Origin of the sequence: Pseudomonas sp. WC2401, assembly GCF_041200115.1 — a bacterium.
Classification (GTDB): domain Bacteria; phylum Pseudomonadota; class Gammaproteobacteria; order Pseudomonadales; family Pseudomonadaceae; genus Aquipseudomonas; species Aquipseudomonas fragi.
In genome coordinates, this window is the sequence record NZ_CP165623.1 from 2,317,945 (window position 1) to 2,339,389 (window position 21,445).

At 59.5% G+C, this 21,445-nt stretch carries 18 protein-coding genes; 2 read left to right on the top strand and 16 right to left on the bottom strand.

The window, feature by feature from the left end:
• Positions 1 to 72: 72 nt before the first annotated feature.
• From nuoF to AB3G35_RS10695, 15 genes are all read right to left on the bottom strand, one after another.
• The gene (gene nuoF, locus AB3G35_RS10625) at positions 73 to 1,428 is read right to left on the bottom strand and encodes an NADH-quinone oxidoreductase subunit NuoF (RefSeq protein ID WP_086796175.1); all 1,356 of its coding nucleotides are present in this window, start codon (positions 1,426 to 1,428) and stop codon (positions 73 to 75) included.
• Complete coding sequence (gene nuoE / locus AB3G35_RS10630) at positions 1,425 to 1,922, bottom strand: NADH-quinone oxidoreductase subunit NuoE (RefSeq protein WP_088379405.1); 498 nt, start codon at positions 1,920 to 1,922, stop codon at positions 1,425 to 1,427. Before nuoE ends, nuoF begins: the two co-directional genes overlap by 4 nt.
• Before the next feature lie 2 nt (positions 1,923 to 1,924).
• Positions 1,925 to 3,709, bottom strand: coding sequence for an NADH-quinone oxidoreductase subunit C/D (gene nuoC / locus AB3G35_RS10635; RefSeq protein WP_016780199.1), 1,785 nt, complete (start codon positions 3,707 to 3,709; stop codon positions 1,925 to 1,927).
• A gap of 74 nt (positions 3,710 to 3,783) precedes the next feature.
• A complete protein-coding gene (locus tag AB3G35_RS10640) occupies positions 3,784 to 4,458 on the bottom strand; it encodes an NADH-quinone oxidoreductase subunit B family protein (protein WP_016780200.1) in 675 nt (224 codons plus the stop codon).
• A gap of 10 nt (positions 4,459 to 4,468) precedes the next feature.
• The gene (locus tag AB3G35_RS10645; RefSeq protein WP_003446990.1) at positions 4,469 to 4,882 is read right to left on the bottom strand and encodes an NADH-quinone oxidoreductase subunit A; all 414 of its coding nucleotides are present in this window, start codon (positions 4,880 to 4,882) and stop codon (positions 4,469 to 4,471) included.
• A 711-nt stretch (positions 4,883 to 5,593) separates the two neighbouring features.
• Positions 5,594 to 6,919 (bottom strand): isocitrate lyase, encoded by a 1,326-nt coding sequence (aceA, locus tag AB3G35_RS10650; RefSeq protein WP_016780201.1) that lies wholly within the window; start codon positions 6,917 to 6,919, stop codon positions 5,594 to 5,596.
• Between the two features lie 242 nt (positions 6,920 to 7,161).
• The gene (locus AB3G35_RS10655; protein ID WP_340079347.1) at positions 7,162 to 7,905 is read right to left on the bottom strand and encodes a secretin N-terminal domain-containing protein; all 744 of its coding nucleotides are present in this window, start codon (positions 7,903 to 7,905) and stop codon (positions 7,162 to 7,164) included.
• Positions 7,906 to 8,118: 213 nt separating this feature from the next.
• Positions 8,119 to 8,541: a GNAT family N-acetyltransferase gene (locus AB3G35_RS10660; RefSeq protein ID WP_016780203.1), complete on the bottom strand. Its 423-nt coding sequence runs from the start codon at positions 8,539 to 8,541 to the stop codon at positions 8,119 to 8,121.
• Entirely contained in the window at positions 8,534 to 9,700 is a 1,167-nt protein-coding gene (locus AB3G35_RS10665; protein WP_016780204.1) for a cupin domain-containing protein, read from the bottom strand. Before AB3G35_RS10665 ends, AB3G35_RS10660 begins: the two co-directional genes overlap by 8 nt.
• 83 nt (positions 9,701 to 9,783) lie before the next feature.
• Positions 9,784 to 11,154, bottom strand: a complete 1,371-nt coding sequence (gene purB, locus AB3G35_RS10670; RefSeq protein WP_016780205.1) for an adenylosuccinate lyase — start codon at positions 11,152 to 11,154, stop codon at positions 9,784 to 9,786.
• A 127-nt stretch (positions 11,155 to 11,281) separates the two neighbouring features.
• The gene (gene hflD, locus AB3G35_RS10675; RefSeq protein WP_016780206.1) at positions 11,282 to 11,905 is read right to left on the bottom strand and encodes a high frequency lysogenization protein HflD; all 624 of its coding nucleotides are present in this window, start codon (positions 11,903 to 11,905) and stop codon (positions 11,282 to 11,284) included.
• Positions 11,902 to 13,035, bottom strand: coding sequence for a tRNA 2-thiouridine(34) synthase MnmA (gene mnmA / locus AB3G35_RS10680; RefSeq protein ID WP_016780207.1), 1,134 nt, complete (start codon positions 13,033 to 13,035; stop codon positions 11,902 to 11,904). Before mnmA ends, hflD begins: the two co-directional genes overlap by 4 nt.
• Before the next feature lie 59 nt (positions 13,036 to 13,094).
• The gene (locus AB3G35_RS10685; protein WP_086796179.1) at positions 13,095 to 13,541 is read right to left on the bottom strand and encodes an NUDIX hydrolase; all 447 of its coding nucleotides are present in this window, start codon (positions 13,539 to 13,541) and stop codon (positions 13,095 to 13,097) included.
• A 193-nt stretch (positions 13,542 to 13,734) separates the two neighbouring features.
• Positions 13,735 to 15,957: an NADP-dependent isocitrate dehydrogenase gene (locus AB3G35_RS10690; RefSeq protein WP_095004150.1), complete on the bottom strand. Its 2,223-nt coding sequence runs from the start codon at positions 15,955 to 15,957 to the stop codon at positions 13,735 to 13,737.
• A 440-nt stretch (positions 15,958 to 16,397) separates the two neighbouring features.
• On the bottom strand, positions 16,398 to 16,676 hold the full coding sequence (locus AB3G35_RS10695) for a cold shock domain-containing protein (RefSeq protein ID WP_086796180.1): 279 nt from the start codon (positions 16,674 to 16,676) through the stop codon (positions 16,398 to 16,400).
• 229 nt (positions 16,677 to 16,905) lie between these two features.
• Between AB3G35_RS10695 and clpS the strand changes: the two genes are divergently transcribed.
• Positions 16,906 to 17,268, top strand: a complete 363-nt coding sequence (clpS, locus tag AB3G35_RS10700) for an ATP-dependent Clp protease adapter ClpS (protein WP_016780211.1) — start codon at positions 16,906 to 16,908, stop codon at positions 17,266 to 17,268.
• A gap of 29 nt (positions 17,269 to 17,297) precedes the next feature.
• Positions 17,298 to 19,568 carry an ATP-dependent Clp protease ATP-binding subunit ClpA gene (clpA, locus tag AB3G35_RS10705; RefSeq protein WP_016780212.1) on the top strand — a complete coding sequence of 757 codons (2,271 nt, stop codon included), beginning with the start codon at positions 17,298 to 17,300 and terminating at the stop codon, positions 19,566 to 19,568.
• 205 nt (positions 19,569 to 19,773) lie between these two features.
• Here clpA and AB3G35_RS10710 read toward each other — a convergent pair whose 3' ends face one another.
• Complete coding sequence (locus AB3G35_RS10710) at positions 19,774 to 21,396, bottom strand: Na/Pi cotransporter family protein (RefSeq protein ID WP_369782642.1); 1,623 nt, start codon at positions 21,394 to 21,396, stop codon at positions 19,774 to 19,776.
• Positions 21,397 to 21,445 lie beyond the last annotated feature (49 nt).

Here is a 21,445-nt window from a genome sequence, read left to right on the forward strand (position 1 = left end):
GTTCGAAGCAACCCAGCCTTACGGCGTTATCGAACGATCAGAAGGGGGCACGGACCCCCTTCATTCAGAGCGTTACGCACCGATTACAATCGGGCGTGCCAGAGGCGGTACACCGGGTTTTGCCTGGGCAATACCGGCTTCGAACTCTGGACGGAAGTACTTGATCGCGCTGCCCAATGGCTCCACGGCACCCGGTGCGTGAGCACAGAACGTCTTGCCAGGGCCGAGGAAACCGACCAGACCCAGCAGGGTCTCGATATCGCCGGGCTGACCTTCGCCGTGCTCGATCGCCATCAGGAGCTTGACGCTCCACGGCAGACCATCACGGCAAGGGGTGCAGAAACCGCACGACTCACGGGCAAAGAACTGTTCCATGTTGCGCAGCAACGAGACCATGTTGACGCTGTCGTCCACGGCCATTGCCAGGCCAGTACCCATACGGGTGCCGACCTTGGCGATGCCACCGGCGTACATTTGTGCGTCCAGGTGCTCGGGCAACAGGAAGCCGGTACCGGCGCCGCCTGGCTGCCAGCACTTGAGCTTGAAGCCATCGCGCATGCCGCCGGCGTAGTCTTCGAACAGCTCGCGGGCGGTCACGCCGAATGGCAGTTCCCACAGGCCAGGGTTCTTCACTTTGCCGGAGAAGCCCATCAGCTTGGTGCCGTGGTCTTCGCTGCCTTCGCGGGCGAGGGATTTGTACCAGTCAACGCCGTTGCCGATGATGGCCGGTACGTTGCACAAGGTTTCGACGTTGTTCACGCAGGTCGGCTTGCCCCATACGCCCACAGCGGCCGGGAACGGCGGCTTGGAGCGCGGGTTGGCGCGACGGCCTTCGAGGGAGTTGATCAGTGCGGTTTCTTCACCGCAGATATAACGCCCGGCACCGGTGTGCACGAACAGTTCGAAGTCAAAGCCCGAGCCGAGGATGTTCTTGCCCAGCAGGCCGGCGGCCTTGGCTTCTTCTACGGCACGACGCAGGTGCACGGCCGCGGTGGTGTATTCGCCACGCAGGAAGATATAGCCACGGTAGGTTTTCAGCGCGCGGGCACTGATCAGCATGCCTTCGATCAGCAGATGGGGCAGTTGCTCCATCAGCATGCGGTCTTTCCAGGTGTTGGGCTCCATTTCATCGGCGTTACACAACAGGTAACGGATGTTCATGGATTCGTCTTTAGGCATCAGCCCCCACTTCACGCCCGTCGGGAAGCCGGCACCGCCACGACCCTTGAGGCCGGCGTCTTTCACGGTCTGGACGATATCGTCCTGGGCCATGTCGGCGAAGGCCTTGCGTGCGGCGGCGTAGCCGTCCTTGGCCTGGTACTCGTCGAGCCATACCGGCTCGCCGTCGTCACGCAGACGCCAGGTCAGGGGGTGGGTTTCTGCCGAACGCTTGATCAGGTTGGCAGGGCCGAAAGAAGTCAGGCTCATGGGTAGGCCTCCAACAACGTGGCGACGCCAGCAGGCTGCACGTCACCGAATGTGTCGTCGTCGATCATCAACGCCGGCGCCTTGTCGCAGTTGCCCAGGCAGCACACCGGCAGTAGCGTGAAGCGGCCGTCCGGGGTGGTCTGGCCGAGGCCGATGCCCAGCTTGTTCTGGATTTCGCCGACCACGGATTCGTGGCCACCGATGTAGCAGACCATGCTGTCGCACACGCGAATGATGTGACGGCCAACGGGCTGGCGGAAGATCTGGCTGTAGAACGTGGCCACGCCTTCAACGTCGCTGGCAGGGATGCCGAGCAGTTCGCCGATGGCGTAAATCGCGCCGTCCGGCACCCAGCCGCGTTCCTTCTGAACGATCTTCAGGGCTTCGATCGACGCTGCGCGTGGATCTTCGTAGTGATGCATCTCGTGCTCGATGGCCGAGCGCTCGGTTTCGCTCAGGGCGAAACGGTCTGTCTGGATAAGCGTGCTGTTCATGCTTAGCGGTCCACGTCGGCCATAACGAAATCGATACTACCCAGGTACGCAATCAAGTCCGCGACCATTTCGCCTTTGATCACCGAAGGGATCTGCTGCAGGTGCGGGAAGCTTGGGGTACGAATCCGGGTGCGGTAGCTCATGGTGCCGCCATCGCTCGTCAGGTAATAACTGTTGATGCCCTTGGTCGCTTCGATCATCTGGAAGGATTCGTTGGCCGGCATCACCGGGCCCCACGAAACTTGCAGGAAGTGCGTGATCAAGGTCTCGATATGCTGCAACGTGCGCTCTTTTGGCGGCGGCGTGGTCAGCGGGTGATCCGCCTTGTACGGGCCGGCCGGCATGTTGCGCATGCACTGCTCGATGATTTTCAGGCTCTGGCGCATTTCTTCGACGCGCACGATGCAACGATCGTAGGCGTCGCCGTTGGCCGCCAGCGGGACTTCGAATTCGAAGTTCTCGTAGCCGGAGTACGGGCGCGCCTTGCGGATATCGAAATCACAACCGGTGGAGCGCAGGCCGGCACCGGTGACGCCCCATTCCAGGGCCTCTTTGGTGTTGTAGGCGGCAACGCCGATGGTACGACCACGCAGGATGCTGTTGTCCAAAGCGGCTTTCTGGTACTCGTCCAGACGCTTGGGCATCCAGTCGATGAATTCCTTGACCAGGCGATCCCAGCCGTTCGGCAGGTCGTGGGCCACGCCGCCGATGCGGTACCAGGCCGGGTGCAGGCGGAAGCCGGTGATGGCCTCGATCACCTTGTAGGCGCGCTGACGGTCGGTGAACGTGAAGAACACCGGGGTCATGGCGCCCACGTCCTGGATATAGGTACCCAGGAACAGCAGGTGACTGGTGATACGGAAGAACTCGGCCATCATGATGCGGATGGTGTCGACGCGGTCCGGTACCTTGATCCCGGCGAGTTTCTCGACCGAAAGCACATACGGCAGGTTGTTCATCACGCCGCCGAGGTAATCGATACGGTCGGTGTACGGGATGAAGCTGTGCCAGGACTGGCGCTCGGCCATTTTCTCGGCGCCACGGTGGTGGTAGCCGACGTCTGGTACGCAGTCGACGATCTCTTCACCGTCCAGCTGCAGGATGATGCGGAAGGCACCGTGGGCCGAAGGGTGGTTCGGACCCAGGTTGAGGAACATGTAGTCCTCGTTTTCGCCGGAGCGCTTCATGCCCCAGTCTTCTGGACGGAAACGTGCGGCTTCCTCTTCCAGCTGCACCTTGGCCAGGGTCAGGCTGTACGGGTCGAACTCGGTGGCGCGGGCCGGGAAGTCCTTGCGCAGCGGGTGACCTTCCCAGGTCGGCGGCATCATGATGCGCGACAGGTGCGGGTGACCTTTGAAGTCGATGCCGAACATGTCCCAGACTTCGCGCTCGTACCAGTTGGCGTTCGGCCAGATACCGGTCACGGTAGGGACGCTCAGGTCTTTTTCGGACAGGGCCACCTTGATCATCACGTCGCTGTTACGTTCCAGCGACATCAGGTGATAGAAGACGGTGAAGTCTGCACCCGATGGCAGGCCCTGACGCTTGGTGCGCAGACGTTCGTCCACACCGTGCAGGTCATAGAGCATGACGTAGGGTTTTGGCAGGTTGCGCAGGAAGGTCAGTACTTCGACCAGTTTTGCGCGGGTAACCCAAAGCACCGGCATGCCGGTGCGCGTGGCCTGGGCGGTGAACGCCTCGGGGCCAAAACGGGTGTTGAGTTCGACAACCACATCTTGGTCGTCAGCCTTGTAAGGCGGGATGTACAGAGCGGAGCCTGCAGTCATGGTTTTTTATCGCTTTCGGTCAACGTAAAGAATGAAACCAGTGATTCGTTCTATTGATTAGAAACGGCGCTGGATCAGACTTCGTCGGGGCTGCGCAGGTTGGTTACCTGAATACGCTGTTCGCGGCGCTGTTCCTTTTGCGATGGCATCTCGGCGCGATACACGCCTTGTTCGCCAACGACCCAGGAAAGTGGGCGACGCTCCTGGCCAATCGACTCTTGCAAGAGCATCAAGCCTTGCAGGAAAGCCTCCGGGCGGGGTGGGCAGCCTGGCACGTAAACGTCCACGGGCAGGAACTTGTCGACCCCTTGAACCACGGAGTAGATGTCGTACATGCCGCCGGAGTTGGCGCAAGAACCCATGGAGATGACCCATTTCGGTTCAAGCATTTGCTCATAGAGGCGCTGAATGATCGGCGCCATCTTGATGAAGCAGGTACCGGCAATAACCATGAAATCCGCCTGGCGCGGCGATGCCCGGATCACTTCGGCGCCGAAGCGCGCGATGTCGTGGGGCGCCGTGAAGGCGGTGGTCATTTCCACGTAGCAGCACGACAGGCCGAAGTTGTACGGCCACAGGGAGTTTTTACGCCCCCAGTTGACCGTGCCGTTCAGCACGTCTTCGAGCTTGCCCATGAAGATGTTTTTGTGGACTTGATCTTCTAACGGATCGGCAACGGTTTCCCGTGTGCCGATCGGGTATTGCTCGTTAGGAGCATCCGGGTCGATCCTGGTGAGTTCGTATTGCATTGCCAAAGCCTCATTGTTTCAGCTTGGCCTGCCGCTTACGACGAGCTTCCGGTGCCCAATCAAGAGCACCCACCCGAAATAGGTAGACAAGGCCTGCCAACAGAATTGCTATGAAAACGAGAGCTTCGACGAATCCGGTCCAGCCGCTTTCGCGAACAGACACAGACCATGCAAAGAGAAAGAGGGCTTCGATATCGAAGATCACGAACAGCATCGCGACCAGATAGAATTTGGCTGAGAGCCGCAAGCGGGCGCCACCGGTAGGTAGCATGCCGGACTCGAACGGTTCGTTTTTGCTGCGTCCCCAGGCTTTTGACCCGAGAAGGCTGGAGACACCGAGCATGAAGGCACAGAGGCCGACAACGCCGAGAAGGAAAATGGCAAAGCCCCAGTTGTGGGCTATGAGTCCTGTCGCTTCGGGCATGCTGGAAATCCTTAACAGAGAGCAAAGGTCTCTGAGCTAGAAAAGGTAATAAAGCAGTGACGTTATGTCGCAGTGCTATTGATTGCCGGGATTTTATGGCTAAACACCCAGCAAGTAAATTTTCTAAGATGAATTAATTCAGTCCTTTAGTTGTAGAACCTCCATCAATGTCTATGCAGGCCTTGTCCTGTGGGCGTTACAGCGTTTTTCGGTGTTTGTTTTTCGGGGCTCATGTATTCAACAAAAGCAACTCGTAATGATAATTAATATCGTTTGAGTGGTTGTTTGTTGTGTCGCTATGTCGCAGGCCTCCAGAACTTGGCTTATATAAGCGCTGTTAGCAAGTTTGGAACTTGGCTTTTTAACCCGTTCTGGCGATCGAAGCATGGATCTGGGTCAGTGTTTTGTCGATGGAGTGTGATGGTCTCGTAGCAGCTGCCGAGGAACGAAGGCTGCGTTGGCGTGGTGCGGCACTCCGACGAAGCCGTCGTGAAACCAGGCGCTGCTGTGTACTGATCAAATCCGGTTCGCAGGATTTACGAAGACTATGTCGGAGTGCCGCACCACGCCAACGCAGCCTCGTTCCTTCGGCAGCTGCTACGGGATATCGGTCAGCCACCGGGCAAAAAAACGCCCCGAACCAGTCGGGGCGTCACGTTCAAGGCATTGCCTTTGTTCTTTACGGGCTGGGCAATGGCCGGGGTTCCATTATCAGTGGAACTGTTCTTCTTCAGTCGAACCGGTCAGCGCGGTCACCGAAGACGAGCCACCCTGGATTACGGTGGTCATGTCGTCGAAGTAGCCAGTGCCCACTTCCTGCTGGTGCGCCACAAAGGTGTAGCCCTTGCTGGCGTCAGCAAATTCCTGTTCTTGCAGTTTCACGTAGGCGGTCATGTCGTTGCGGGCGTAGTCGTGCGCCAGGTTGAACATGCTGTGCCACATGTTGTGGATGCCGGCCAGGGTGATGAACTGGTGCTTGTAGCCCATTGCCGACAGTTCGCGCTGGAACTTGGCGATGGTCGCGTCGTCCAGGTTCTTCTTCCAGTTGAAGGAAGGCGAGCAGTTGTAGGACAGCAGTTGGTCCGGGTATTCCTTCTTGATCGCTTCGGCAAAGCGGCGCGCTTCTGCCAGGTCCGGCTTGGCAGTTTCGCACCAGATCAGGTCGGCATAAGGGGCGTAGGCCAGGCCACGGGCGATGGCTTGATCGAGGCCGGCACGGACTTTGTAGAAGCCTTCCTTGGTGCGCTCGCCGGTCACGAACGGCTGGTCGTACGGGTCGCAGTCAGAAGTCAGCAGGTCAGCCGCGTTGGCGTCGGTGCGGGCCAGGATAATGGTCGGCGTACCGGCAACGTCAGCCGCCAGACGGGCAGCGGTCAGCTTTTGTACGGCTTCCTGGGTCGGTACCAATACCTTGCCGCCCATGTGACCGCATTTTTTCACCGAAGCCAGCTGGTCTTCGAAGTGAACGCCCGCGGCGCCTGCCTCGATCATGCTTTTCATCAGCTCGTAGGCGTTGAGTACGCCGCCGAAACCGGCTTCGGCGTCTGCCACGATTGGTGCGAAGTAGTCGATGTAACCCTGGTCACCTGGGTTTTTACCGGCTTTCCACTGGATCTGGTCGGCGCGGCGGAATGAGTTGTTGATGCGCTTGACCACGGTTGGAACGGAGTCCACCGGGTACAGCGACTGATCCGGGTACATGGATTCGGCAGAGTTGTTGTCTGCCGCCACTTGCCAACCCGACAGGTAGATAGCCTGGATACCGGCCTTAACCTGTTGTACCGCTTGGCCCCCGGTCAGGGCGCCCATGCAGTTGACGAAATCTTTCTCAGGACGGAAGGACGGGTGTGCGCCCTGTGTCACCAGTTTCCACAGCTTGTCGGCACCCATTTTTGCAAAGGTGTGCTCGGGTTGTACCGAGCCGCGCAGGCGGACCACGTCAGCAGCGGAGTAATCGCGAGTCACGCCTTTCCAGCGTGGGTTTTCGGCCCAGTCTTTCTCAAGGGCTGCAATTTGCTGTTCGCGTGTCAGTGCCATGGTGATAAACCTCGTCGCATAGGTCTGGGTTGAAAAGTGGTTGCTCCACCAGGCACACAACAATGTTGTTTGAAGTAAGTGCGTGAATGGCTGCTCGCTACAGGCGGTAAAGGCCCCAGGGCCTTTGCGGGGCCTCTGATCAGCGGGAGCGGGGCCATCATGCCCTTGCATTTTTGAGGCGTCAAATGTTTTGTAGTGCTTTTTTTATAACACTACATAATTTGCGAAAAACGACTTGTCAGTCAGTTTTGGCCCTTTTGGTCGAGTACGTCGACTTTGACCCGCACCGTCACGTCATCCCGGCTTTGCGTAGAGTAGCTGCGGGTTTGCGCCGGGTTGTCGGCCTGGTTACGACCGTTGATACCGGCCAGGGTGATCCATTGTCCCAGCGGCCCGCTGACCTGTGTGTCGCTACTTTGGATATTCACTACATCTGGTTGTTCCTGGCTCATGCGGTCGCGTGTGGTGCTGATCGCCAGGTGTACCGTTTCACCTGTGACGCTGGCGGTGACGTAGAAACCCCGGGTGACGTTGCGGTAATCGGTCTGGGTCAGCAGGCGGCCGTAGGCGTCGGTCTGGGTGCTGGTCAGCGGCACGCTCTGGCCGGTCTGGATAAAGGCCGGGGTGCCTTCGCTGGTCTGGATTTGCTGGGTGCCGCCATCGCGGCTGGCGGTGCTGATAACCCGGGTGTTCGGGGCATTATTGGCCAGGTTGTTGTCACGGGTGTCGACCGTGATCAGCAGGCGTCGGGCGGGTGTGTCGAGTTGGGCCAGCAGATCTTCGAGATTCTGGATTTTCGAGGGGGCTGCCTCGACGATCAGTTGATTGCCGTAGGCGCTGACTTTGCCGTTTTTGCCGATAAAGTTCTGCGCAATGGGCAGCAGATCGGCGCTGGTACGGTTTTGCAGGGTGATGACCCGGGTGTCGGCGATCGCACTGAAACTTGCGATCAGCAACAGCCCGGCGATGAAGGGGCGTAGGGACATGTCCATTATCTCCGCATTGCTTGAAGGGGCTTGGTGTGAGTGTGCCAGATAGCAAAACGCCCTGCGATCCGGGGATGGCAGGGCGTTATGTGGATTGCATGTGGGCTTGTTGTGGGAGCGGGCTTGCTCGCGATAATGGCGACACGGTTTTTGCAGCCATACCGCGCTGCCTGCATCGCGAGCAAGCCCGCTCCCACATGGGTGGGTGAGGGGTTAGCTCACCCGCACCATATCAACGTGAGGGATCCCTGCTTCGAGGAATTCTTCGCTGACGATCTTGAAACCCAGGCGCTCGTAGAACGGCGTGGCATGCACTTGGGCGCTGAGCATCTGCTGCTTGAGGCCGCGTTTCTCGGCTTCAAGGAGGGTGGCTTGCATCAGCGCGTCGCCGACTTTCAGCCCGCGCCAGTCCTTGAGGACCGACACGCGGCCGATATGACCGTCCGGCAGCAGCCGGGCGGTACCAATCGGAAAGTCGCCTTCATAGGCCAGAAAATGCACGGCATCTGCATCGTCTGCATCCCACTCCAGTTCTGGAGGTACAGATTGTTCGGCAATAAACACCGCCTCACGAATGCGTCGAAGTTCGGCGTTGTCCTTTTGCCAGTCGGCGACACGTACGTGAATGCTATTCATCAGCGAACCCCAGGCTTCCTTGTTTAACCAGCTCGCAGAGCAGGTTGCGTCCATCTTCATCGGCCAACCATGTGCCGAGGTTGTCGCTGTGCAGCGCGTCGGCGGCACAGATCATTTTCAGCAGTTCGCGCAGCTTGCCTGGCAGCAGGCGGCTCTGGCCACTGGCGAACAGCAGCAGGTCGTCATCGACTTCGGACCAGGCCAGGCGGGCGCTCGGGTTGCGGATCAGGATCGCGCCCTGTTCCAGGCTGCCCAGCAGGTCTTCTTCTTCGAGTTCAGGGCCGACTACGAGTTCCGGATAACGTGGCTCGGTCATGAACTGGCCAAACCAGGTCAGCAGCATGCGCTCGTCGCTCATGTGCTCGGTCAGCAGGCTTTTCAGGCGGCCCAGGGCGTCGTGCTGGATCTGGTGCGGGTCGCTGACCGGCTGTGCGTCGGCGTCGGTGTAGCGGTCTTCGTCTGGCAGGTACTGGCTGAGGAAGTCGGTGAAGTGGGTCAGCACTTCAGCGGCGCTCGGCGCACGGAAGCCCACCGAGTAGGTCAGGCAGTCGTCCACGGCCACGCCGCAGTGGGCCAGGCGCGGTGGCAGGTAGAGCATGTCGCCGGGCTCAAGGGTCCACTCGTCGGTGGCCTGGAAGTCAGCGAGGATGCGCAGGTCGGCGTGCTCCAGCAGCTTGCTGTCGGAGTCGCACATCTGGCCGATCTGCCAGTGACGCTTGCCGTGACCCTGCAGCAGGAACACGTCGTAGTTGTCGAAGTGCGGGCCAACGCTGCCACCCGGGGCGGCGTAGCTGATCATCACGTCGTCGATGCGCCAGCTCGGCAGGAAGCGGAAGTTTTCCAGTAGCTCGTTGACTTCCGGCACGAACTGATCAACGGCCTGTACCAGCAGGGTCCACTCGCGCTCTGGCAGTTTGCCGAACTCGTCTTCGGCGAACGGGCCGCGGCGCAGTTCCCACGGACGCTCGCCGTGCTCGATGATCAGGCGCGATTCGACTTCTTCTTCAAGTGCCAGACCGGCCAGCTCGTCAGCGTCGATCGGGCTTTCGAAGTCAGGAATGGCCTGACGCACCAGTAGTGGTTTCTTCTGCCAGTAGTCGCGCATGAACTCGCGCGCCGTGATGCCGCCCAGAAGTTGAAGAGGAATATCAGGATTCATGTGTAACCTATTGAAAAAATGCACTTTGTAATCGGGAATAAAAACGCCCGGCACGGCCGGGCGTTAATAGGTCGTTGCAGCGATCAGATACGCTTGGCTTGCTCGACCGCGTTGCCAATGTAGTTGGCAGGGGTCAGCAGCTTCAGCTCGGCTTTGGCCGCTTCCGGCATTTCAAGGCCGTCGATGAAAGTTTGCAGTGCTTCAGGGCTGATGCCCTTGCCGCGGGTCAGCTCTTTGAGCTTCTCGTACGGGTTTTCGATGTTGTAGCGGCGCATCACGGTCTGGATCGGCTCGGCCAGGACTTCCCAGCAAGCGTCCAGGTCAGCAGCGATTTTCTGCGCATTCAGTTCAAGCTTGCTGATGCCCTTGAGGCTGGCTTCGTACGCGATCACGCTGTGGGCAAAGCCCACGCCGAGGTTGCGCAGCACTGTGGAGTCGGTCAGGTCGCGCTGCCAGCGGGAGATTGGCAACTTGCTGGCCAGATGCTGGAACAGGGCGTTGGCGATACCCAGGTTGCCTTCGGAGTTTTCGAAGTCGATCGGGTTGACCTTGTGCGGCATGGTCGAGGAACCGATTTCGCCGGCAATGGTGCGCTGCTTGAAGTAGCCCAGGGAGATGTAGCCCCAGATATCGCGATCGAAGTCGATCAGGATGGTGTTGAAGCGCGCGATGGCGTCGAACAGCTCGGCGATGTAGTCGTGCGGCTCGATCTGGGTGGTGTACGGGTTGAAGCCCAGGCCCAGCTCGTCTTCGATAAAGGCGCGGGCGTTTTCTTCCCAGTCGATCTGCGGGTAGGCCGACAGGTGGGCGTTGTAGTTGCCCACGGCGCCGTTGATCTTGCCCAGCAGCGGTACGGCTGCAACCTGAGCGATTTGACGCTCAAGGCGGTAAACCACGTTGGCCAGCTCTTTGCCCAGGGTGGTCGGCGAGGCCGGTTGACCGTGGGTGCGCGACAGCATTGGTACGTCGGCGAACTTGATCGCCAGCTCGCGGATGGCTTCTGCAGTTTGACGCATCAGCGGCAGCATCACGTCATCGCGGCCTTCGCGCAGCATCAGGGCGTGGGACAGGTTGTTGATGTCCTCGCTGGTGCAGGCAAAGTGGATGAACTCACTGACGTTGGCCAGTTCAGGCAGCTTGGCGGCCTGTTCCTTGAGCAGGTACTCAATGGCTTTGACGTCGTGGTTGGTGGTGCGCTCGATCTCTTTGACACGCTCGGCGTGCTCCAGAGAGAAGTTTTCCGCCAGTTCGTTCAGAACGGCGTTGGCTTCGGCGGAGAAGGCCGGGACTTCAGGGATGGCAGCGTGAGCAGCCAGGCGCTGGAGCCAGCGAACTTCAACCAGGACGCGAGCACGGATCAAGCCGTATTCGCTGAAAATTGGGCGCAGGGCCTGGGTTTTGCCGGCGTAGCGGCCGTCAACAGGGGAAACCGCAGTGAGCGAAGAAAGCTTCATGGGGTGTTCTCGGACAGTCGGGCAACGAAATGGGGCGCGTATCATACATGAAAAAACGGCCGGTCCGTTGCCAAGTGACCGGCGTCACACGCGAATCGATGTTGAAATCTGTGCCTGCCAGCGGGCTTCAGTTGCCGCGCAGCATCGGATAAAGCTCTTTGAGCAGCTTGCGCCGGCTGATGACCAGCTGCCAGCGATGCCCGCCCAATTGGCGCCACAGCCGTGCGCAGCGGATGCCGGCCAGCAGCAGGGCGCGAATTTTCGACGCGTTGTTCGGTTGTTGCAGGTTGCGCATGTCGCCGTGGACCTGAATGCGCTGGCGCAAGGTGCTCAGGGTGTCCTGGTACAGCGCGCCGCAGGCAGCCACCACGTTTTCGTGGGCCGGGCCGAAGTGCTCGACCTGGGACTGGATCTGCGGCAGGCGTTTGCCGATCAGCTCCAGCATGTCATCGCGCTTGGCCAGTTGGCGCTCAAGGCCGAGCATCGACAACGCGTAACGCAAGGGCTCGCGCTGCAGGGTGTTGGGGTCGCGCTCAAGGGCGCCGATCAGGGCGCGGTAGCCTTCGCGCAGGTTGATGTCGTCACCGCCAAACACTTCCAGGGTGTCCTTGGGGTCGCGCACCAGCAGGCTGCCGAGCATGCAGCTCAGGTCAGCCTCGCTGACCTGGCCGGTCTTGGCGATCTTGTCCACCAGCACGGCGGCCAGAAATACGCCGCCCAGGGCTACCAGTTGCTCCTGAGTCGGGTTCATGGGCGCTTGCCCTTGCTCGACCAGGGCTCGGCCACTTCGATCACGCCGCCGCCCAGGCAGACTTCGCCGTCGTAAAACACCACGGACTGGCCGGGTGTTACTGCGCGTTGCGGGTCATCGAAGGTGGCGCGGTAGCCGCTTGCGGTTTTTTCCAGGGTGCAGGGCTGGTCGCTCTGGCGATAGCGAACCTTGGCCGTCAAGCGCAACGGGGTGCTCAGGTCGATCGGGTTGACCCAGTAGATCTCGGAGGCGAGCAGGGCGCCGGAGAACAGCCACGGATGGTCGTTGCCCTGGCCGACGATCAGCTCGTTGTGCTCCAGGTCCTTGACCAGCACATACCACGGCTCGTCGCTGGCGTCCTTGAGGCCGCCAATGCCCAGGCCCTGGCGCTGGCCGATGGTGTGGTACATCAGGCCGTGGTGGCGGCCGATCACTTCACCTTCGGTGGTCTTGATCTCGCCCGGCTGTGCCGGCAGGTATTGCTTGAGGAAATCGCTGAAACGGCGTTCACCGATAAAGCAGATCCCGGTGGAGTCTTTTTTCTTCGCCGTGGCCAGATCGTGCTTTTCAGCGATGCGGCGCACTTCCGGTTTTTCCAGCTCGCCGACCGGGAACAGGGTGCGGGCGATCTGTTCGCCACCGACGGCGTGCAGGAAGTAGCTCTGGTCCTTGTTCGGGTCCAGGCCCTTGAGCAGCTCGGTGCGGCCGTCAATGTCGCGACGGCGCACATAGTGGCCGGTAGCGATCAGGTCGGCGCCGAGCATCAGGGCGTAGTCCAGGAAGGCCTTGAACTTGATTTCGCGGTTGCACAGGATGTCCGGGTTGGGCGTGCGGCCGGCCTTGTACTCGGCCAGGAAGTGCTCGAACACGTTGTCCCAGTACTCGGCGGCAAAGTTGGCGGTGTGCAGCTTGATGCCGATCTTGTCGCACACGGCCTGGGCGTCTGCCAGGTCATCCATGGCGGTGCAGTAATCCGTTCCGTCGTCTTCCTCCCAGTTCTTCATGAACAGGCCTTCCACCTGGTAGCCCTGCTCCATAAGCAGAACGGCGGAAACGGAAGAGTCGACACCGCCGGACATGCCGACGATGACGCGCTGTTTTTCGGGGGCGACTAGGGCTGGATCACGCATAAGGATTCAATGAGTGTCTTGAAAAAGGACGCGATTCTAGCAGGCCCGAGCGCTCAAGGCTAAACCGAAGGGCGGATTAACGTCAGGTCGAACAGTTTGCCGCCCAGATAATCGTCGATGCACTGCAGGGTCAGCTCGCTGCGCCAACGATCGCGTTGCGCCAGCAGCTCGTCGCGGGTCAGCCACAGCGGGCCGATAATGCCGGTGTCGAGCTTGTAGTCGGGGTGGTGCTTGATGGCCTTGCCGGCAAAGCAGATGCGCTGGTAGGTCACGCCGTTGCTGGGTGCGGTGTAGAGGTAAATGCCGATCACGCCGGTCAGTTCGACGTCGTAGCCGGTTTCTTCGAGGGTTTCGCGGATCGCGGCGTCGATCAGGCTTTCGTCGGGGTCGAGATGCCCGGCGGGCTGATTGAGCACGGCGCGCTCGCGCTTGAGTTCTTCGACCATCAGGAAGCGGCCATTGTCTTCAACGACAGTGGCGACGGTGATATGGGGTTTCCATTCCATGGGGTGGGTCTCGGTTTATGGGTAGGTGCATACCCCTGTGGGAGCGGGCTTGCTCGCGAAGCAGGCGCTTCGGGATGTGATTTTTACGCGGTGATGCTAACGCGGGCAAGCCCGCTCCCACAGGGTTTGTGTGGGCCGTAAAAACACAAACCCCGGCGTCGTGGGCCGGGGTCTGTGGTGTTGCCTGTTGCCCTTACACCGAGGCGATGATCGCGTTCAGTGTGGCGCTAGGGCGCATTACTTTGCTCACCTTGTCGGCATCGGCGTGGTAGTAACCACCGATATCGACCGGCTTGCCCTGCACGGCGTTGAGTTCGGCAACGATTTTTGCCTCGTTCTCGGCCATGGCTTTTGCCACTGGGGCAAACTGGGCTTGCAGTTCTTTGTCTTCAGTCTGGGCAGCCAGGGCCTGAGCCCAGTACAGCGCCAGGTAGAAGTGGCTACCGCGGTTGTCGATGTTGCCGACTTTGCGCGATGGCGATTTGTTGTTGTCGAGGAACTGGCCGGTAGCCTGGTCCAGGGTCTTGGCCAACACCAACGCTTTCGGGTTGTTGTAGGTCGTGCCCAGGTGCTCCAGGGAAGCCGCCAGTGCCAGGAATTCACCCAGCGAGTCCCAGCGCAGGAAGTTTTCTTCCAGCAACTGTTGAACGTGCTTCGGAGCCGAGCCGCCTGCGCCGGTTTCGAACAGACCGCCGCCATTCATCAGCGGAACGATCGACAGCATCTTGGCGCTGGTGCCCAGTTCCATGATCGGGAACAGGTCGGTCAGGTAGTCGCGCAGTACGTTGCCGGTCACCGAGATGGTGTCCAGGCCCTTGCGGGTACGCTCCAGGGTGAACTTCATGGCTTCAACCGGCGCCATGATGCGAATGTCCAGGCCGCTGGTGTCGTGATCCTTCAGGTAGGTTTCTACCTTCTTGATCATTTCGGCGTCGTGGCTACGCTTTGGATCGAGCCAGAACACGGCCGGGGTGTTGCTGGCGCGAGCGCGGTTGACGGCCAGTTTGACCCAGTCGCGGATCGGCGCGTCTTTAGCCTGGCACATGCGCCAGATATCGCCTTCTTCGACCTTTTGCTCCATCAGCACGTTGCCGTTGCTGTCGGTGACGCGAACAACGCCCGGGGTCTTGATCTGGAAGGTTTTATCGTGGGAACCGTACTCTTCGGCTTTTTGCGCCATCAGGCCAACGTTTGGCACGCTGCCCATAGTGGTCGGATCGAAGGCGCCGTGCTTCTTGCAGTCTTCGATGGTGGCCTGGTAGATGGTGGCGTAGCAGCGATCCGGGATCACGGCCTTGGTGTCCTGCAGCTGGCCTTCGGTGTTCCACATCTTGCCGGAATCACGAATCATGGCCGGCATCGAGGCATCGACGATTACGTCGCTTGGCACGTGCAGGTTGGTGATGCCCTTGTCGGAGTTGACCATGGCCAGCGCAGGGCGGTTGGCATAGACAGCTTCGATGTCGGCTTCGATTTCAGCTTGCTTCTCGGCTGGCAGCGCCTTGATGCGGGCGTACAGGTCGCCGATACCGTTGTTCAGGTTGAAACCGATTTCTTTCAGGACGTCGGCGTGTTTTTCCAGCGCATCCTTGTAGAACTCAGCCACGATCTGACCAAACATGATCGGGTCGGAGACCTTCATCATGGTGGCTTTCAAGTGAACCGAGAACAGAACGCCTTGTTTTTTGGCGTCTTCGATTTCGGCCGCTACGAACTGGCGCAGGGCTTTTTTGCTCATCACGGAGCAATCGATGATCTCACCGGCCTGGACGGCGGTTTTTTCTTTCAGGACGGTGGTGGTGCCGTCTTGAGCGATCAGTTCGATTTTAACGCTGCCCGGTGCTTCGATCAGGGCGGCTTTTTCGCTGGCGTAGAAGTCGCCTTCGCTCATGTGAGCAACGTGGGACTTGGAGTCTGCAGCCCAGGCGCCCATTTTGTGCGGGTGCTTGCGCGCGTAGTTCTTGACCGACAGCGGGGCGCGGCGGTCGGAGTTGCCTTCGCGCAGTACCGGGTTCACGGCACTGCCCATTACCTTGCTGTAACGGGCCTTGGTTTCTTTTTCGGCGTCGGTGGTCACGGTTTCCGGGTAGTCCGGAATGTTGTAGCCCTGGGCTTGCAGCTCCTTGATCGCGGCCTGCAGTTGCGGGACCGAGGCGCTGATGTTGGGCAGCTTGATGATGTTGGCTTCAGGGGTAACGGCCAGGGCGCCCAGTTCGGCGAGGTGGTCCGCTACAGCCTTGTCACCCAATTGCTCGGGGAAGCTTGAGAGGATGCGGCCAGCCAGAGAGATGTCGCGCGTTTCAACGGCGATATCGGCGCTGGCGGTAAACGCCTCGATGATAGGCAGCAGTGAATAGGTGGCGAGCGCCGGAGCTTCGTCGGTGAAGGTGTAGATGATCTTCGAACGGTTGGGCATTTCGGATTAACTCTCTTCTTTGCTGAGCGTGCTCAGATACTCGAGATGCGCAGGGTAGGCGCTTTCGTTCACAGTGAACAATGAGCCGAAAGTCGAGGTTCTTCGCGGTGATGTGAATGCATCAGTAGAGCGTCAAGCGGTCGAACCGGGGTAACGGCTCAGCCTTTCTAGGCCTGAAAGACTCATTCCAGCATGTGTTTGCAGGTGACTCCATGGTCACCGGCGCAGTATACATAGGTCATCAAGGTTGCTGCGAGGGGGGCGGCCTAACACGAATCATCCATTGGTCTAAGTCCCTGCGGCAAAATGCCCTGATTTTTGCCGATTCGCCCAGTGTTTACGCGGTATTTCGGCAATCCGCATTTTCCCCGCGCAGGGCGCGGGCATAAAAAAACCGGCCGATTCGCGTGATTGAATCGGCCGGTTTCTTCTGCGGCGGGTCAGACCGAGAGGCTGGTCACCTCTTGTGCAGGCGCTTGAGCACTGGCTGGAACTTGAGCGTTGGTGATGGCAACCGCATGCAGGCCCTTGGGGCCCTGGATTATTTCGAAGCTCACAGGCTGGCCTGCCTTGAGCGTCTTGTAACCGTCCATCTGGATTGCTGAAAAATGCGCAAAAAAGTCGATCGGGTTTCCGTGTTCATCGATGCCTTCCTTGGCCTGCGTATTAATAAAGCCGAAGCCTTTGGCGTTGTTGAACCACTTGACCTTGCCTTGCATACTCATATCCCTCTGCTGCAAACCACTCCATCACTGGAGTATTATCCAGTCAACTCGCACAGAAACCCGTAAATATGGTTGACTGTGCGGACCATTTTTCCCACTGTGGGTACTATATGGTTGTAACACCGTTTTACCGATAGTCAAGGTCACGCGGCGGCGGTGTTGAATTATGATACTCACGCCTCCATCACTGTATTCGTACAACCAACGACGAACCTTTCTTTCCATGCATGCAATCAGCCAGACTCGACTAACATTCAATCAGGATCACCCCGATTTTGATGACGAAGACTCCGCTGGCTTGGCTGTGCAAGAGGCTAAGCCTGCGCTTCAGGCGCCGCCGATGTACAAGGTGGTTTTATTTAATGATGACTACACGCCAATGGATTTCGTTGTAGAGATCCTTGAAGTGTTTTTTAACTTGAATCGCGAATTGGCGACCAAGGTCATGCTGGCCGTCCATACAGAAGGACGGGCTGTGTGCGGCATCTATACCCGCGACATTGCCGAGACCAAGGCGGCGCAGGTAAACCAGTACGCACGCGAAAGCCAGCATCCGCTACTCTGTGAAATCGAGAAGGACGGTTAACGCCGACCACTTGGGTATGAGGTGAAGCCATGTTAAATCGCGAGCTCGAAGTCACCCTCAATCTTGCCTTCAAGGAAGCCCGCTCCAAACGTCATGAGTTCATGACGGTTGAGCACCTCCTTTTAGCGCTCCTGGATAATGAGGCGGCCGCAACCGTTCTACGCGCCTGTGGCGCAAACCTCGAGAAACTCAAGCATGACCTGCAAGAGTTTATTGATTCCACGACTCCCCTGATCCCCGTCCACGACGAAGACCGTGAAACCCAGCCAACCCTGGGGTTCCAGCGGGTCTTGCAGCGTGCGGTGTTCCATGTGCAAAGCTCCGGCAAGCGTGAAGTGACCGGCGCCAATGTGCTGGTGGCTATTTTCAGCGAGCAGGAAAGCCAGGCCGTATTCCTGCTCAAGCAGCAGAGCGTGGCGCGCATCGACGTGGTCAACTTTATTGCCCACGGCATTTCCAAGGTGCCCGGGCATGGCGAGCACAGCGACAGCGACCATGAAATGCAGGATGAAGAGGGTGGCGAGTCGTCGTCCTCCAGCAATCCTCTGGACGCTTATGCCAGCAACCTGAATGAACTGGCCCGTCAGGGCCGGATCGATCCGCTGGTGGGGCGCGAAATGGAAGTTGAGCGCGTTGCCCAGATTCTGGCGCGTCGGCGCAAAAACAACCCGCTGCTGGTCGGCGAAGCAGGCGTGGGCAAAACCGCGATTGCCGAGGGCCTGGCCAAACGCATCGTCGACAATCAAGTGCCTGACCTGCTGGCTAACAGCATCGTCTACTCCCTTGACCTCGGCGCATTGCTGGCGGGTACCAAGTACCGTGGCGATTTCGAGAAGCGTTTCAAGGCGCTGTTGGGCGAGCTGAAAAAGCGCCCGCAGGCGATCCTGTTTATCGACGAAATCCACACCATCATCGGTGCCGGTGCGGCCTCGGGCGGGGTGATGGACGCCTCCAACCTGCTCAAGCCATTGCTGTCTTCGGGTGATATTCGCTGCATCGGTTCCACCACGTTCCAGGAATTTCGCGGGATCTTCGAAAAAGACCGTGCCCTGGCGCGCCGCTTCCAGAAAGTTGACGTGTCCGAGCCTTCGGTCGAAGACACCATCGGCATTCTGCGCGGGCTCAAGGGTCGTTTCGAGCAGCATCATGGCATCGAATACAGCGACGAGGCCCTGCGTGCAGCGGCTGAGCTGGCCTCACGCTATATCAATGACCGGCACATGCCGGACAAGGCCATTGACGTGATCGACGAAGCCGGTGCCTACCAGCGCCTGCAGCCGGTCGAAAGCCGGGTCAAGCGCATTGAAGTGGCGCAGGTTGAAGATATCGTGGCAAAAATCGCCCGTATTCCGCCAAAACACGTTTCTGTTTCGGACAAGGAGCTGTTGCGCAACCTTGAGCGTGACCTGCGCCTGACCGTATTCGGCCAGGATGCGGCCATTGATTCGCTGTCCACGGCGATCAAGCTGTCCCGTGCCGGGCTCAAGTCGCCGGACAAGCCGGTGGGTTCGTTCCTGTTCGCAGGGCCTACCGGGGTCGGTAAAACCGAGGCGGCGCGCCAGTTGGCCAAGGCCTTGGGTATCGAGCTGATCCGCTTTGACATGTCCGAGTACATGGAGCGCCACACTGTATCGCGTCTGATCGGTGCGCCTCCGGGCTATGTCGGGTTCGATCAGGGCGGTTTGCTCACTGAAGCCATCACCAAGCAGCCTCACTGCGTATTGCTGCTCGATGAAATCGAGAAGGCGCATCCTGAAGTCTTCAACCTGCTGTTGCAGGTCATGGACCACGGCACGCTGACCGACAACAACGGGCGCAAGGCCGATTTCCGCAACGTGATCGTCATCATGACCACTAACGCAGGTGCTGAAACCGCGTCTCGGGCTTCGATGGGCTTTACCCATCAGGATCATGCTTCTGATGCAATGGAAGCGATCAAGAAGAGCTTCACCCCCGAGTTCCGTAACCGCCTGGACACCATCATCCAGTTTGGTCGCCTCAGCCATGAGGTTATCAAGCATGTGGTGGACAAGTTCCTTACCGAACTGCAGGCGCAACTGGAAGACAAGCACGTGCAGCTTGAGGTGTCGGATGCGGCGCGCGGCTGGCTGGCGGCGGGTGGTTATGACGCATTGATGGGCGCACGGCCGATGGCCCGCTTGATCCAGGACAAGATCAAGCGTCCGCTGGCTGAAGAGATTCTCTTTGGTGAATTGGCCGATCATGGCGGTGTGGTACACATCGACCTTGAAAACGGCGAGCTGACCTTCGAGTTTGAAACCGCCGTCGAAATGGCTTGATGTAACACCGCAGTAAAAAAGGCGCCTTCGGGCTAATGCCGAGCAGTTGGGCGGGATGCAAAATCCCTGTGGGAGCGGGCTTGCTCGCGATTGGGTAACGCGGTTTGATAGTTGAACCGCGTTGTTTGTATCGCGAGCAAGCCCGCTCCCACAATGTCCATGACTGGTTTGCATTGGTGCTTGGGCGCCTTTTTGCTGTGTGGCGCTAGTGGGTCAGTGCGCCAGTGCGCTCCAGCACCGGATGGCCAAGCGCGGCAATATGGTGATGTACGCGACGGTAGTCGCGCAGCACTCGCTGGAAGATATCCCCGGATTCGGCCCAGGCGCTCTTGTCATTTTGCAGCTTGCGAAAGTGCTCGCGGCTGGCGCTGGCTTCAAGCTTGCGCACGGTTTCCTTGTGGCCGATCAGGGCCTGGGCAGCGCTCACGTCCTCACGCAAAAATGCGGTAATGGCCAGGTTCAGGCTGTCCAGCAGGGCCAGGTGCATGGCCTGGATCTGGATCAGTTCGAACGAGGAAAAGTGCTCGCCACGGCGCGTGCGGCGAACAGCCAGTTGCGCGAGGTTGCCGAGGATGTCACCGGCATGCTCAAGGTTGATCACGAACATCAGCACTTCCTGTGCGCGGTCGGCGTCATCATCGCTCAGGCCATCCTGGCCGATATCGGCAAGATAGGCGCGGATGGCAGCACTGAGCAGGTCTATGGAGTGATCCAGCTGGCGCACCTTGTCCATCGTGTGCGGGTCGGGTTTCTCGAACAGTTGCAGGACCTGATTGAGCATCAGTGAGGTCATGTCTGCCAGGCGCAGGGCTTCACGCACCGAATTTGACAGGCCAACGTTGGCCACTTCCAGGCCGGCCTCGTCCAGATACTGCGGCATGCCCGGGTCTGCTGGCGGCTCCGGCTGGGGCAGCAGGCGGGTTAACAGGCGTGCGCAGGGCTCAATCAGGCCGATAAACACCACGGCCAGCAGCAGGTTGAACGCGGTATGCAGGTACACCACCCACTGTGCGAGGCCAATATCGCTGCGGGCCACAACGCTGGCCAGCCACGGCAGGCAGGGCAGCAAGGCCACGGTGCCCAGCAGGCGAATCAGCAGGTTGCCCAGCGGCAGGCGTCGCGCCACGGGCGAGCTGGCGCTCATCATGGACGGCAACGCGCCACCGATATTGGCGCCGAGCATCAGGGCAATGGCGGTTTCGGCTGTCATCATCCCCGCGCCCGCCAGCGAGGCGATCAGCAGCACCACGGCGACACTGGAGTGGCAGATCCAGGTCAGCAGCACGGCAGCGACCACCGCGATGATTACATCGCCTTGCAGGCTTTGCATTACGGCGCGAAACACCGAGGTGGCTTCCATATGCCCCAGGGTGGCACTGAGCAAGCCCAGGGCCAGCAACATCAAACCCAGGCCTATCAGTGCGCAGCCGACGCTTTCAAAGCGTGAGTCATCGCGCAGGCGAAAAACGATAAAGCCTGTCAGCAAGATCACCGGCATTGCCAGTGAGGTATCGAAACTAAGCAGCTGTACCACCAGAGTCGAGCCGATATTGGCCCCCAGCATCACGGCCAGGGCCGGGGCCAGGCTCAGGGTGCCGGCTGCGGTAAAGGAGGTGGCCATCAGGCTGACAGCCGTGCTGCTCTGCAGCACACCGGTAATGCCGATGCCGCTGATCAGCGCCATCCAGCGGTTATTCAGGTTGCGCCCCATCCAGTTGCGCAGCTGGGTGCCAAAGCCGCGCAGCAGGGCGGTGGAAATCATATGGGTGCCCCACAGCAAAAGTGCGATGGCGCCCGCGAGGTTGAGTAACAGAGTGGTTCCCGACATAAGGAATCTCCACAAAACACGTATTCATTGTGCAGTGGGGCCAGTAGCC

Bases quoted from the DNA above. Each gene is read 5' to 3' on its own strand.
- nuoF (WP_086796175.1), bottom strand. From the start codon at position 1,428: ATGAGCCTGACTTCTTTCGGCCCTGCCAACCTGATCAAGCGTTCGGCA.
- AB3G35_RS10640 (WP_016780200.1), bottom strand. From the start codon at position 4,458: ATGCAATACGAACTCACCAGGATCGACCCGGATGCTCCTAACGAGCAA.
- AB3G35_RS10685 (WP_086796179.1), bottom strand. From the start codon at position 13,541: ATGGAATGGAAACCCCATATCACCGTCGCCACTGTCGTTGAAGACAAT.
- hflD (WP_016780206.1), bottom strand. From the start codon at position 11,905: ATGAACCCGACTCAGGAGCAACTGGTAGCCCTGGGCGGCGTATTTCTG.
- aceA (WP_016780201.1), bottom strand. From the start codon at position 6,919: ATGGCACTGACACGCGAACAGCAAATTGCAGCCCTTGAGAAAGACTGG.
- AB3G35_RS10645 (WP_003446990.1), bottom strand. From the start codon at position 4,882: ATGCCCGAAGCGACAGGACTCATAGCCCACAACTGGGGCTTTGCCATT.
- clpA (WP_016780212.1), top strand. From the start codon at position 17,298: ATGTTAAATCGCGAGCTCGAAGTCACCCTCAATCTTGCCTTCAAGGAA.
- AB3G35_RS10690 (WP_095004150.1), bottom strand. From the start codon at position 15,957: ATGCCCAACCGTTCGAAGATCATCTACACCTTCACCGACGAAGCTCCG.
- AB3G35_RS10665 (WP_016780204.1), bottom strand. From the start codon at position 9,700: ATGAATCCTGATATTCCTCTTCAACTTCTGGGCGGCATCACGGCGCGC.
- AB3G35_RS10655 (WP_340079347.1), bottom strand. From the start codon at position 7,905: ATGTCCCTACGCCCCTTCATCGCCGGGCTGTTGCTGATCGCAAGTTTC.
- mnmA (WP_016780207.1), bottom strand. From the start codon at position 13,035: ATGCGTGATCCAGCCCTAGTCGCCCCCGAAAAACAGCGCGTCATCGTC.
- AB3G35_RS10710 (WP_369782642.1), bottom strand. From the start codon at position 21,396: ATGTCGGGAACCACTCTGTTACTCAACCTCGCGGGCGCCATCGCACTT.
- AB3G35_RS10660 (WP_016780203.1), bottom strand. From the start codon at position 8,541: ATGAATAGCATTCACGTACGTGTCGCCGACTGGCAAAAGGACAACGCC.
- nuoC (WP_016780199.1), bottom strand. From the start codon at position 3,709: ATGACTGCAGGCTCCGCTCTGTACATCCCGCCTTACAAGGCTGACGAC.
- nuoE (WP_088379405.1), bottom strand. From the start codon at position 1,922: ATGAACAGCACGCTTATCCAGACAGACCGTTTCGCCCTGAGCGAAACC.
- purB (WP_016780205.1), bottom strand. From the start codon at position 11,154: ATGAAGCTTTCTTCGCTCACTGCGGTTTCCCCTGTTGACGGCCGCTAC.
- clpS (WP_016780211.1), top strand. From the start codon at position 16,906: ATGCATGCAATCAGCCAGACTCGACTAACATTCAATCAGGATCACCCC.
- AB3G35_RS10695 (WP_086796180.1), bottom strand. From the start codon at position 16,676: ATGCAAGGCAAGGTCAAGTGGTTCAACAACGCCAAAGGCTTCGGCTTT.